The 12350-nt window shown below is 61.0% G+C and carries 13 protein-coding genes and 1 pseudogene; 8 read left to right on the forward strand and 6 right to left on the reverse strand.

Features of this window, described 5'->3' with window-relative positions; translation table 11 throughout:
- The first annotated feature begins 2 nt into the window (after positions 1-2).
- Both PseuLF5_RS21910 and PseuLF5_RS21915 read left to right on the forward strand, forming a co-directional pair.
- Positions 3-710: a CTP synthase C-terminal region-related (seleno)protein gene (locus PseuLF5_RS21910; protein ID WP_340134754.1), complete on the forward strand. Its 708-nt coding sequence runs from the start codon at positions 3-5 to the stop codon at positions 708-710.
- Positions 707-1021 carry an antibiotic biosynthesis monooxygenase family protein gene (locus PseuLF5_RS21915; protein WP_340134755.1) on the forward strand — a complete coding sequence of 105 codons (315 nt, stop codon included), beginning with the start codon at positions 707-709 and terminating at the stop codon, positions 1019-1021. Before PseuLF5_RS21910 ends, PseuLF5_RS21915 begins: the two co-directional genes overlap by 4 nt.
- A gap of 116 nt (positions 1022-1137) precedes the next feature.
- On the opposite strand, the gene PseuLF5_RS21920 is transcribed toward PseuLF5_RS21915, so the two are convergent.
- Positions 1138-1464, reverse strand: a complete 327-nt coding sequence (locus PseuLF5_RS21920; protein WP_186746629.1) for a DUF2025 family protein — start codon at positions 1462-1464, stop codon at positions 1138-1140.
- Between the two features lie 221 nt (positions 1465-1685).
- Here PseuLF5_RS21920 and PseuLF5_RS21925 point away from each other — a divergent pair, with 221 nt between their 5' ends.
- Both PseuLF5_RS21925 and PseuLF5_RS21930 read left to right on the forward strand, forming a co-directional pair.
- Complete coding sequence (locus PseuLF5_RS21925) at positions 1686-2813, forward strand: glycerophosphodiester phosphodiesterase (RefSeq protein WP_340134756.1); 1128 nt, start codon at positions 1686-1688, stop codon at positions 2811-2813.
- A gap of 148 nt (positions 2814-2961) precedes the next feature.
- Positions 2962-3267: a PepSY domain-containing protein gene (locus tag PseuLF5_RS21930; RefSeq protein WP_064588817.1), complete on the forward strand. Its 306-nt coding sequence runs from the start codon at positions 2962-2964 to the stop codon at positions 3265-3267.
- Positions 3268-3571: 304 nt separating this feature from the next.
- Here PseuLF5_RS21930 and PseuLF5_RS21935 read toward each other — a convergent pair whose 3' ends face one another.
- The 3 genes and pseudogenes from PseuLF5_RS21935 to PseuLF5_RS28310 all read right to left on the reverse strand — a co-directional run.
- On the reverse strand, positions 3572-4012 hold the full coding sequence (locus tag PseuLF5_RS21935; RefSeq protein WP_222832240.1) for a hypothetical protein: 441 nt from the start codon (positions 4010-4012) through the stop codon (positions 3572-3574).
- Positions 4013-4121: 109 nt separating this feature from the next.
- Positions 4122-4889 carry a methyl-accepting chemotaxis protein gene (locus PseuLF5_RS28305; RefSeq protein ID WP_437180224.1) on the reverse strand — a complete coding sequence of 256 codons (768 nt, stop codon included), beginning with the start codon at positions 4887-4889 and terminating at the stop codon, positions 4122-4124.
- Positions 4890-5054: 165 nt separating this feature from the next.
- A pseudogene (locus tag PseuLF5_RS28310) lies at positions 5055-5744 on the reverse strand (methyl-accepting chemotaxis protein); the annotation flags it as partial.
- 276 nt (positions 5745-6020) lie between these two features.
- Here PseuLF5_RS28310 and PseuLF5_RS21945 point away from each other — a divergent pair.
- Positions 6021-7043, forward strand: coding sequence for a transporter (locus tag PseuLF5_RS21945; protein ID WP_123467067.1), 1023 nt, complete (start codon positions 6021-6023; stop codon positions 7041-7043).
- A 250-nt stretch (positions 7044-7293) separates the two neighbouring features.
- Positions 7294-8907 carry an inorganic phosphate transporter gene (locus tag PseuLF5_RS21950; RefSeq protein WP_123467069.1) on the forward strand — a complete coding sequence of 538 codons (1614 nt, stop codon included), beginning with the start codon at positions 7294-7296 and terminating at the stop codon, positions 8905-8907.
- 120 nt (positions 8908-9027) lie between these two features.
- On the opposite strand, the gene PseuLF5_RS21955 is transcribed toward PseuLF5_RS21950, so the two are convergent.
- Positions 9028-9924 (reverse strand): LysR family transcriptional regulator, encoded by an 897-nt coding sequence (locus tag PseuLF5_RS21955; RefSeq protein WP_186746633.1) that lies wholly within the window; start codon positions 9922-9924, stop codon positions 9028-9030.
- 120 nt (positions 9925-10044) lie between these two features.
- On the opposite strand from PseuLF5_RS21955, the gene PseuLF5_RS21960 reads away from it, so the two are divergent.
- Entirely contained in the window at positions 10045-10803 is a 759-nt protein-coding gene (locus tag PseuLF5_RS21960) for an SDR family NAD(P)-dependent oxidoreductase (RefSeq protein ID WP_186746635.1), read from the forward strand.
- A 69-nt stretch (positions 10804-10872) separates the two neighbouring features.
- Here the strand turns inward: PseuLF5_RS21960 and PseuLF5_RS21965 are convergent, their stop codons facing one another.
- Positions 10873-11304: a multidrug/biocide efflux PACE transporter gene (locus PseuLF5_RS21965; protein WP_128616035.1), complete on the reverse strand. Its 432-nt coding sequence runs from the start codon at positions 11302-11304 to the stop codon at positions 10873-10875.
- Between the two features lie 88 nt (positions 11305-11392).
- Here PseuLF5_RS21965 and PseuLF5_RS21970 point away from each other — a divergent pair, with 88 nt between their 5' ends.
- Positions 11393-12247: a LysR family transcriptional regulator gene (locus tag PseuLF5_RS21970; protein WP_123467077.1), complete on the forward strand. Its 855-nt coding sequence runs from the start codon at positions 11393-11395 to the stop codon at positions 12245-12247.
- The last annotated feature ends 103 nt before the right edge of the window (positions 12248-12350 follow it).

Below are 12350 nucleotides of genomic sequence, written 5' to 3' on the forward strand. Positions count from 1 at the left end.
TCATGGAAAACCGCGCCATCCGCATCGCCCTGATCGGCGATTACGACCCGCAAGTCACCGCCCACCAGGCGATCCCCGTTGCCCTCGGCATGATCGCCGAGCACAGCGGCCGCGATGTGCAATTCCAATGGCTGCCCACCGAGAGCATCCACGTCGATACACCACTGCAAGATTTCGACGGTTTCTGGTGCGTACCGGCCAGCCCCTACAAAAGCGAAGCTGGTGCCTTGCGCGCCATTCGTTTTGCCCGCGAACAACAGCGACCTTTCCTCGGCACCTGCGGCGGTTTTCAGCATGCGGTGCTGGAATTTTCCCGCAACGTGCTGGGCTGGGCCGATGCCGAACATGGCGAGACGTCACCCGATTCGCAGCGAGCGGTGCTCACGCCGCTGACCTGTTCATTGGTGGAAGCCGTGGACAGCATTCATCTGGTCGCAGGCTCGTTGATCGCCAAGGCGTACGAAACATCGGAGATTCGTGAGGGCTATCGCTGCCGCTTCGGTGTGAATCCGCAGTTCGAACGAGCGTTGCTGACCCATCGGCTACACGCCGTGGGCCATGATTCGGCGGGCGATTTACGCGCGATCGAATTGAACGACCATGTGTTCTTTGTCGCGACGCTGTTTCAGCCGGAACGTGCGGCGCTCAAGGGGCTCGTTCCGCCGCTGGTGCGGGCATTCGTTGAAGCGTGTGCGGAGCAAAAACAATGAAACCGAACGCGCCTTGCTTCGCGGTGATTTTCACCTCGACCCGCACCGAGGGCGACAACGGTTACGCGGCGGCATCCGAGCGGATGATGGAGCTGGTTGTGCAGCAGCCGGGGTTCCTCGGCGTGGATTCGATCCGGGGCGAGGACGGGGTCGGGATCACCATTTCGTACTGGGCGAGCGAGGCGGCGATTCTGGCCTGGCGCGAGCATCCCGAGCACCGGGTGATTCAGGCACGAGGGCGCGCGCACTGGTATTCGAAATTCCACACGCAGGTGTGTCGGGTGGAGCGCGAGTATCGGTTTGGGCAGTGAGTGCAGCGGCGCACTGATTGGCCTCTTCGCGAGCAAGCTCGCTCCCACAGGAGGAATGCGATCAACTGTGGGAGCGAGCTTGCTCGCGAAGAGGCCTTCACAGACTGCGCAAAATCTCAGCCCTTCACCAGACTGCGCACCGCCACGATCTCAGGCACCTCAACCTTGCTCATGTACACCCGCAACGGCTCGGTGATGTTGATCCGGTCATGGATGTTCTGATCCAGCAGTAACTGAATCAGCTCGCGCTTCAAGGTCATGGTCGTCTCAGAGGCCGCCGCCCAGACAAATTCACTGGTGGGAATGATGCCGTCATCGGCCACGTCCATGCCGAACGAATCTTCGCTGAATCGCACGATGTACTGACCGGTTTTGCGGTTGAGGCCGACAAAGCCCTTGAGGTCGTCGGCCGCCTGGCAGATGAGTTGGGAGGTGATGCGCATGGTAAACCTCACGAAAAGTGTTCGATGGTTTACACGCAGGGCAACGGAACGGCGCGCCCTCTGCCGGGACGTCTGCCGAGGGCAAGCGTACTGCAAACCGCGCCACAAAAGTGCAGGAAAAATCGCTTTTAATACGTTTATGTCGGTCTGGCGATAGCACGCAACCGATTCAGTTGTTAAAAGGTACGTCTTTGAAAATGCCCTGCGAAAGGAACTCGAACATGTCCGCCACTTTCACCAAAAGCGCCCTCATGCTGAGCCTGCTGCTCGCTCTCGGTCAGGCGCAGGCCGCCAGCCAGACCGATCCCGAGGCCGTCGCTGCGGCACACGGTATCCCGCACCCGGCGGTGATCGCCCACCGTGGCGCGTCCTTCGATGCACCGGAGTCCACCGCCGCGTCCTACAAACTGGCCCGCGACCTCGGCGCCGATTACCTGGAAATGGACTTGCAGCGCAGCAAGGACGGCGTGCTGTTCGCCCTGCACGACAACAACCTGCAACGCACCACTGACGTCGCCAGCAAGTTCCCGGAGCGCAAGGACAGCCCGGCCACGGCCTTCACCATGGCCGAACTGAAAACCCTCGACGCCGGCAGCTGGTACAACACGGCCTACCCGGATCGCGCGCGTCCGACCTACGCCGGCCTGAAAATCCTGACCCTGGACGAGATTATCGACATCGCCCAGGCCAACCCGAAACACAAGCCGGGCCTGTACATCGAAACCAAAGAACCGCAGCTGTTTCCCGGCATCGAGCATGACCTCAAGGAGAAGCTGCAGGACCGCGGCTGGTTGAGCCAGGCCGGTTCGAAACTGGCCAAGAGCGAGCTCGGCGTCGGCCAGGGCAAAGGCAAGGTGATCCTGCAGACCTTCGAGAAAAACAGCCTCGAACTGCTGCAAAAGGAAATGCCGCAAGTGCCGAAGATCCTGCTGTTGTGGGTCGGTGAAGGCAGCATCGAACCAAAATCGAAGGTGTCTTTCGCCGACTCCGGCGAGAAGGACAAGAACGTGTTTTACGGCAAGCAGGAACCGAAGTCCGAAGCCGAGTTCAAGCAGTGGGTCGATTACGCCAAGGCGCAAGGGGCGATCGGCACCGGCCCTTCGGCGAAGCTGACCAAGGGCGGCGACCAGAGTTATTCGGACCTGGTGCAACCGTGGATGAATAAGTACACCCACGATCAAGGCATGCTGGTGCACGTGTACACCGTCGATGAGCCGGTGGACTTCGAGAAAGTCATGGCCGCCGGTGTCGACGGCATTTTCACCAACCGCGCCAGTGAGCTGTTGAAGTTCTACAAGCGCCCGGCCAGTGCCAGTGTTGATCAAGTGCTGAAGAACAACGGGTTCTGATAGATAAACCCGGTTGTCCGCATCGCGAGCAGGCTCGCGCCTACGAGTCCTGCGCGCGATGCGTTGTTTTAAGGGTGAATTAAGTTGCAGTGATTAATCTGAACTCACTTCAACAGAACACGCACTTAAACAAGCAAGGAACGAACTCATGAAAACTTTGACTGCCCTGTTTACCGCCGCTGCCCTGACCCTCACCGCTGGCCTGGCCCAGGCTGATGTGCGCGTCGATCAGATTCCGCAACTGGTTAAAGACGGCAAGATCAAGTCGCTGGAGTCGATGAATGCCGAAGCGCTGAAACTGCATCCGGGTGCGACCATCACCGACACCGACCTGGATAACCACTTCAACGGTTATGAATATGAAGTTGAGCTGAAAACCGCTGACGGCAAAGAGTTCGACGTCGACTTCGACGCCACCACCGGCAAGGTGCTGAGCAACAAGCAAGACACTTGATACAGCGAATACGGAAAGCCGCACGATTGAGAAATCGTGCGGCTTTTTTGTGTTCGGCTTTTTTGATGTGTTGTCAGTGAGATTTTCTCCCCCTCACCCCAGCCCTCTCCCCCAAGGGGGCGAGGGGGAAAGGGAGCCGATCGGAGGCTTTTCAAAGCCTGAGTTCGACTCGCAATCTTGAAGCCGATCAGGAAAACAACAAGGACCTGAGTGCGCTTCGATATTTCAGGTCGGCGTAGCTCGAATAGTCACCGCGGTCAGTGCCCTCTCCCTTGGGAGAGGGCTAGGGTGAGGGGAAAAGGCTTCACGCCGAGGTGCTGACCAACGACCCCGAAGTGCTCGAGTCGGAATCCTGCAACGCCTGCAACAGTGATGCGGTAGCGGTTGACAGGGACGCCGAGGTGGCGGTGACCTGCGCCTGAGCCGCCGCCACTTCAGCCGCCTTGGCATCCGAGTTGTCCTGCTTCGCCTGCGCCGCTTGCAGCGCCTGCTGTTCCTCCTGCAATTGCTTCTGCAGTTCGGCAATCTGCTTGCGCAGTTCCTTCACCGAATCCGATTCTTCGCTGCTGCTGGAACTGCTGTCACCGGACGGGGCTGCACCGCCGGCAGCTTTCGGTGCGTCGGTGGCGGCGCTGGTGCTGGCCGTGGCGCTGGCAGAGGTGTCTTCGCTGGCGTCAGTGATCGACGTTTTGCTTGTCGAGGTGCTGAGGGTCTGGTTGATCGAGACAGACGTGATGCTGACCATGGGAGTGCTCCAATGCCGGTTTTAGATACCCGGTCATCGACCCTGTGCGCAGCAATTTGAGATTGACTGTGTACCGACTCGGTATCCGAACCGGTACACAGCCAATGGCTCACGCGCTCAGGCGGGCGGTGACTTCATTGAGTTGCCCGGACAGGCCATGCAGGTTCTGGCTGGCCGTTTCGGTGCGCTGCACGTTGTCGAGGTTGGTGCTGGCAATCGAAGTGATCTCGGTGAGGTTGCGCGAGATGTCTTCGGCCACCGAAGTCTGCTCTTCCGCCGCCGTCGCGATCTGCCGGTTCATGTCGCGGATCGCTTCCACGGCGTGGGTGATGCGCTCGAGCATGGCGCCGGCCTGGGTCACTTGCTCGACGCTTTCATCGCTGCGCGACTGGCCGCTGTCGATGGCTTGGGCCGCGTCCACCGCGCCGGTCTGCACGCTCTGAATGATCTGGTTGATCTCGATGATCGACTCCGCCGTGCGTTGCGCCAGGTTGCGCACTTCATCGGCGACCACGGCAAAACCACGCCCGGCCTCACCGGCCCGCGCCGCTTCAATCGCCGCGTTCAACGCCAGCAGATTGGTCTGCTCGGCGATGCCGCGAATCACTTCCAGCACCTTGCCGATACGGCCGCTGTCGGCTTCCAGACGACGGATCACCGTGGCGGTGTTGGCGATTTCACCGCGCATCTGGGTGATGGAATGGATGGTGCTCTGCATGACCTTTTCGCCCTGTTGAGCGGACTGGTCGGCATCATCGGCGGCGCGCGCGGCATCGGCGGCATGGCGCGCCACTTCCTGGGCGGTGGCGGACATTTCGTTCATCGCCGTGGCCACCTGATCGGTGCGGTTGAACTGCTCGTTGGTGCCGCCGGCCATGGTCGTGGCGATCGCATTCAACTCGCCGCTGGCGCTGTCCAGATCACTGGCGCTGCGTTGCAGATGAGTGAAGGTTTCAGCAAGGAAATCACGCAGGGTATTGGCGGCTGCCGCGAGGTTGCCCAACTCGTCCTGACGGTCGTTGGCGACACGTTCAGCGAGGCGCCCGCGGCTCAACTGGGTGACGTAATCGATCAGCTTGCGGATCGGTTCGATCAGGTTGCGGTTGACCAGCCACAGGCTCAACAGACCGATCAGCAGACCGGAGCCGAGCATCACCAGAATACCCAGCATCACGGTGTTGTTGGCACTGTCGTTGATTTGCAGCGATTGCTCGTCACCCTGCTTGCGCAGTTCGGCCACCAACGCGCTCATCTGCTCGCTGGCGGCACGGTCCACGCCTTTGACGGCGGCATCGCCAGCCGCTGGATCGGCACCGGCGGCCACATAGGCATCGCGCCCCTTCTGGTAGGCAGCGCCGAGCAGGCGGTGTTCTTCACGCAGGCGTTCGATGCGGGTTTTCAGCGCCGGCTCGATGCCTTTCTGGCCGGCCAGTTCGCCAAGGATGTTCTGTACATCGCGCTGGCGATCTTCGAACTGGCTCCAGTATTTGCTCAGATCCGCCGGTTGCTTGCCGCGCAGCAGGACGTTTTTCCATTCCTGCACCTGCACCTTGAATTGCAGGTTGGCTTCGTCGATCAGTTGCGAGGTGTGCAACGGACCGGCGATCAACTGGCTGTAGTTCTGTACGCCGTTGGACAGGAAGTGAAAGCAGGCCAGCGCGATCAACAGTGTCGCCAGCAGGCTGCCGCTCAGCAGGGCGAGAATTTGCGCTCTCAGGGATTTTTGCAGCATCGCAAGATACTCAGGACAGGGATGAGGCACGCCCGATAAGGCGTGGGATTTTGCCGGACATCCATGTCGGCGAGCCTTGGCTCTTGGCCAAGCGCGCGCAACGTAACCTAAGCGTGATCGGCGTGCCAGAGCGCTTCTTGAAGAAATTCCGACCGCCGGTAAGTCGCTGATTTGACGTCATTTTGCTGTCACACAAGCGTCATGTGACATTGCGATGATGCGGCTCAGGTGAATCCGGGAATTCCGCCCCGGACGCCCTCCTCGCAGCGAGCCTCCATGAACCACAGCCTCGACCTCAGTCATCGTGATCCTGACTTGTTCGGTTTGCTCTACGGCTTTCGTTTCCTGCCCGGTGAAAAGGGCCGCGAAGTCGATTCGGCCACCGCCCTGCGCTGTCTGCAAGAAGACGGCGACAGCGGTGAATTTCTCTGGCTGCACCTGAACCTGGCCCACGCCGCGTGTGAGCGCTGGATGAAAAGCCATCTGCAATTGCCCGAAGAGTTTTTCGAAGCACTGCACGAAGGTTCGCGTTCGACGCGCATCGAGCACGTCGATTCGGCGTTGCTGGCGGTGGTCAACGACGTGGTGTTCAACCTCAGCAGCATGGTGTCCTCGGACGTGTCGACGCTGTGGGTCTGCGTGCGCAGCAAACTGATCGTCAGTGCACGCCTGCAACCGCTGCACTCGGTGGACAAACTGCGCTCGTCGGTGAAGGCCGGCGAGCGTTTTCGTTCGCCGTCGGAATTGCTCGTGCACCTGCTGCGCGATCAGGGCGAAGTGCTGACACAGATCGTGCGCAAGACCAGCATGAGCGTCGACCAGGTCGAGGACGAATTGCTTTCCTCGCGCCTGTCGACCAACCGCGCCGAACTGGGCGCCAATCGTCGCGTGCTGGTGCGCCTGCAACGGCTGCTGGCGCTGGAACCGGGCTCGTTGCTGCGCCTGCTCAACCGGCCGCCGCCGTGGCTGCAAAAGGAGGACGTCAAGGAGTTGCGCAAGTCCACCGAGGAGTTTGCGCTGATCATCAACGACCTCACCGCCCTCGGCGAGCGGATCAAGTTGCTCCAGGAAGAGATCGCCGCCAACCTCAACGAACAGAGCAACCGCACGCTGTTCACCCTCACCGTGGTCACGGTGCTGGCGCTGCCGATCAACATCATCGCCGGTTTCTTCGGCATGAACGTTGGCGGTGTACCGCTGGCGACAGATCCGGAGGGGTTCTGGATTCTGGTGGCACTGGTGGCGACGTTCACCGTGATTGCCGGGCGCTGGGCATTTCGCAAGCGTGGGGATTACTAACCCGCTAAATACTCTGCCCCAGCACAGATCCCTTGCAGGCGTGAGCCTGCTCGCGATAGCGGTGTGGCAGGCACCTCTGTGTTGAATGTGCCAACCTCATCGCGAGCAGGCTCACGCCTACAGCGGCTGTTTATTGCCTTGGGATCAATGGTCAGACTAATCCCGCAAACACTGATCTGACGCAGCTTCTCTGTAATATTTAGCAACGATCATGGGCGACACTCCTTACCTCGCTCAGGATTGTCCGCTCATGGCTACTCCTTCCCTGACCGCCCGCCAGGCGTCCGCCCCCAGCGGCAGACCCGCCCTCGACAATAAAGCCAGCCCGTTCACCTACGTGATTTTTTTCGCAGTGCTGGCCATGGGCATGCTGTTCACCGCCTACAGTCTGATGCATGACATGCACGAGCTGGGCACCACCGTCACCACCTGGACGCCGTTTCTGCTGCTCGGCGTGGCGCTGCTGATTGCGCTGGGCTTTGAGTTCGTCAACGGGTTCCACGACACCGCCAACGCGGTCGCAACGGTGATCTACACCCACTCGCTGCCGCCGAACGTGGCGGTGGTCTGGTCGGGGTTCTTCAATTTTCTCGGGGTGCTGCTGTCCAGCGGCGCGGTGGCGTTCGGCATCATCGCTTTGCTGCCAGTGGAGTTGATTCTGCAGGTCGGTTCGTCCGCCGGTTTCGCGATGATCTTCGCCCTGTTGATCGCGGCGATCCTGTGGAACCTCGGCACTTGGTGGCTGGGCCTGCCAGCCTCGTCGTCGCACACCCTGATCGGTTCGATCATCGGCGTCGGCGTGGCCAATGCCCTGATGCACGGGCGCGACGGCACCAGCGGTGTGGACTGGGCGCAGGCGACCAAGATTGGTTACGCCTTGCTGCTGTCGCCGCTGGTGGGTTTCGGTTGCGCGGCGCTGTTGCTGCTGGCCCTGCGCGCGTTCGTGAAGAACCGTGCGCTGTACAAGGCCCCGGAAGGCAACACCCCGCCACCGTGGTGGATTCGTGGTTTGTTGATCGTCACCTGCACCGGCGTGTCCTTCGCCCACGGCTCCAACGACGGGCAGAAAGGCATGGGCCTGATCATGCTGATTCTGGTCGGCACCTTGCCGATGGCCTATGCGCTTAACCGCACCATGCCCGCCGATCAGGCGTTGCAGTTCGCCGCGGTGGCCGAGGTCACCCAGCAGGCGCTGATAAAAAACACCCCGCTGCCGGCCCCGGCCGATCCGCGTCCGGTGCTCTCCGATTACGTGCGCAGCAAGCAAGCGACGCCGCAACTGATCCCCGCCCTCGCCGCCCTGACCGGGCACATTGGTGAAGAGGTCAAAGGCTATGGCTCGCTGTCGAAAGTCCCGGCCGAAGCCATGGGCAACGTGCGCAACGACATGTACCTGGCCAGCGAAAGTATTCGCCTGATGGACAAGAACAAGGTCGGCAACTTCGACGCCGACACCACTGACAAACTGCAACTGTTCAAGCAGCAGATCGACAACGCTACGCGGTTCATTCCGTTGTGGGTGAAGATCGCCGTGGCCATCGCTTTGGGGCTGGGGACCATGGTCGGCTGGAAACGGATTGTGGTGACGGTCGGCGAGAAAATCGGCAAGACCCACCTGACCTACGCCCAGGGCGCCTCGGCGGAGACCGTGGCGATGCTGACCATCGGCGCAGCGGACATGTTCGGTTTGCCGGTGTCGACCACCCATGTGCTGTCATCGGGCGTGGCCGGGACCATGGTCGCCAATGGCGGTGGTTTGCAGATGAAGACCATCCGCAATCTGCTGATGGCGTGGGTGCTGACGCTGCCGGCGGCGATTCTGCTGTCGGGCAGCCTGTATTGGCTGTTTACCCGGTTCTTCTGAACAACACGGGTTCCCTTGTAGGCCTTCGCCTGCTCGCGATAGCGGTACATCTGTCACCTCTGCATCGACTGACAGGACGCCATCGCGAGCAGGCTCGCTACAGTTGATCTGCGGTGTGAGTCAGAGCGTCGAACGAATCACCTCGCCCAACCAATCCATGAACACCCGCACCCGCAACGGCAAATGTCGTTGTCGCGCATACAAAATCGAAATCCCCATCGCCGGCGCAGTGAACTGCGGCAGCACAATCACCAGTTCACCAGTGTCCAGGTGCGGCTGCATGCCGGTGCGCGGCACCTGAATCAGGCCGAAGCCGCCCAGGCAGGCCGACTCGTAGGCATCGGTGCTGTTGACCGTGACACTGCCAGCCATCGGCAGGCGCCGTACCTGCCCGTCCTGTTCATACACAAACCCTTCCGAGCGCGAACCGAGCACGCCCACGTAATGCACCAGTCGATGCTGCGCCAGATCCTCCAACGTCTGCGGCACGCCGTAACGTTCGAGGTACGCGGGGCTGGCGCAGTTGATCATCGGGAAGTCACCGAGGTGCCGCGCCACCACTGACTGATCCGGCTGCGCGCCGATGCGCACCACGCAATCGAAACCTTCGCTGAGCAGATCGACCCGGCGGTCGGTGCTGCTGATCTCCAACTCAAGATTCGGATGGCGCGCCATGAACCCGGGCAGTCGCGGCATGATCAGGCGGCGCGAGAGAATGTTCGGCATGTCGACGCGAATCCGACCGCTCAGCGAGGCCGGATCCTGACGAAACAAGCCCTCGATCTCATCCATGTGCGACAGCAGATCCTTGCTGCGCTCGTACAGCACCAGACCATCCTGCGTCGCCTGCACCTTGCGCGTGGTGCGTTGCAGCAGGCGTGTACCGAGCAGGGCTTCCAGCGCCTGCACATGCTCGGACACCGTCGAGCGCGGCAACCCCAGGCTTTCGCCGGCGAGGGTGAAACTCGACAGTTCGCTGACCCGGACGAAGGTGCGCAGTAGTTCCAGTTTGTTCATGAGGACACCCGTTAATTGTTCGGCAGATCCGACCAGTGATTCCGGTTTCAGTCTGTTTATCACCTCATGGCGGATAAATAAACTTTGCTCAACACCACTCACCGCAATCGAGGATTTCACATGAATCGCAAAATCGCATTGATCACCGGTGCCAGTCGTGGCCTGGGCAAAAACGCCGCACTGCACCTCGCCGCCCAGGGCATCGACATCATTGGCACTTACCACAGCCGCGCCGATGAAGCCCAGGCGCTGGTGACTGAACTGGAACAACGCGGCGCCAAAGCCGTGATGCTGCAACTGGACGTCGGCCGCAGCGACAGCTTCGCCGATTTCGGCGTACGGATTGAGCAGGCGTTGCAAGAGACCTTCGGACGTTCGCGCTTCGATTTCCTGATCAACAACGCCGGGATCGGTGTGCACGCGCTGTTCGCCGAGACCACGCCAGAGCAGTTCGACCTGCTGATGAACATCCAGCTCAAAGGGCCGTTCTTTCTGACCCAGCAATTGCTGCCGCTGATCAACGACGGCGGGCGCATCATCAACATCTCCAGCGGCCTGACCCGCTTCAGCCTGCCGGGCTACGGCGCCTACGCGGCAATGAAAGGGGCAATGGAAGTGCTGACCCGCTATCAGGCCAAGGAACTCGGTGCACGGCAGATCGGCGTGAACATTCTGGCGCCGGGGGCAATCGAGACTGACTTCGGTGGCGGTGCGGTGCGCGACAACTCAGCCATCAATGCGATGGTCGCCAGCAACACCGCACTGGGCCGTGCCGGGCAGCCGGACGACATAGGTGGCGCGTTGGCGCTGCTGCTGTCGCCGGGTGGCCAGTGGATCAATGGCCAGCGGGTTGAAGCGTCGGGCGGGATGTTCCTCTGACACTGAAATCCGCGAACACACATTGTGGCGAGGGAGCAAGCGCTCCTCGCCACAGGTTGTAGTCCGGATTTAAACCGCACGCGACATCAAGAAGCGCTCCCGCACCACGTCATAGCCCCAGTGATACACGTAGGTGTACGGCAGGAAGAACAACAGCACGCCGATGTCCAGCAGGAACGCCTGCCACAGGCTGACCGACAGCCACCAGGCAATCAGCGGCACGCCCATCACGATCAAGCCCCCTTCGAACAGCAGCGCATGGATCACGCGCACCCAAGCGGTGTGGGCGACGTTCAGGCGCGCAAGCATGCGGTCGAAGAAGCGGTTGAACACCACGTTCCACGCCAGTGCCAACAACGCGATCAGCACGGTCACCGCGCCCATGTCGAGCAGCGGTTTATCCATGATCCACGCCAGCAACGGGGTACAGATCAGGATCGCCAGCAGTTCGAAACCGATGGCCTGGCAAATTCGTTCAACGATGGATTTATTGGCAGTCATGGCCTGACTCCTCTGTGAAGATGGTTGCCATGATCCACTTGGATACCGATACTTCATAACCAATAACCATCTACCAAGGCGATAGTTGATGATTTCGCAGGAAGTGCTGCTGGCGTTCGTCCAGGCGGCGACCCAAGGTTCGTTCTCGGCGGCGGCGCGCAAACTGGGGCGCAGTCAGTCGACCATCAGCGCGGCAGTGGCCAGCCTGGAGATCGACCTCGATCTGCAACTGTTCGATCGCACCAGCCGCAAACCGAGCCTGACCCCGGCCGGCCATGTGATGCTGCAACGGGCCGAAGCGATTCTGGCGGCCAGCAGTCGCATGGAAATGACGGCGCGGCAACTGGCCGAAGGCGTCGAGCCGAAGCTGACCGTGGCGCTTTCCGATACCTACCAATCGGCGCGCTTCGAAGCGGCGCTGGTCGAGTTCGAGCAGCGTTATCCCGATCTGGAGCTGGAATGCCTGATCGCCGAGTGCGACGACCTCATCGAACTGGTCCAGCGTGGTCGCGCACATCTGGCGTTTGCCGAAATGCAGGACAGCTATCCGCCGGATCTGGTGACCTCGACGGTGGCCGAGCGCACAGACATTGCCCTGTTCGTGAAGGACGACCACAACCTGACCGGCGTCGAAAATATCGATCAGGCGGTTCTGCAGCAGCATCGCGAGTTGCGGCTGGCGACCATCGTCAATCCCTACGACAGCCGGGCGAAGGGCCGGGTGTGGTCCGCACCGAGTTACCTGATGTTGATGGAAATGGCCGAGATGGGCTTTGGCTGGGCGGCGCTGCCGCGCTGGCTGGTGGGGCGCTTCGGTAATGGCTCGCTGGTGGAACTGACCGTGCGCGGCTGGCCACGACCGGTGTACGTCGATGCGTTGTGGTCGCGGATTTATCCGCCAGGGCCGGCGGGGAGCTGGTTGTTGAGCAAGATGCTGGAATAGGTGGCGCGCCCATTCGCGAGCAGGCCTGATTTATTGATACAGGCCTTACTGACCTCTTCGCGAGCAAGCTCGCTCATGCGATCACCTGTGGGAGCGAGCTTGC

This window comes from Pseudomonas sp. LF-5 (assembly GCF_037626295.1).
GTDB lineage: Bacteria > Pseudomonadota > Gammaproteobacteria > Pseudomonadales > Pseudomonadaceae > Aquipseudomonas > Aquipseudomonas monsensis.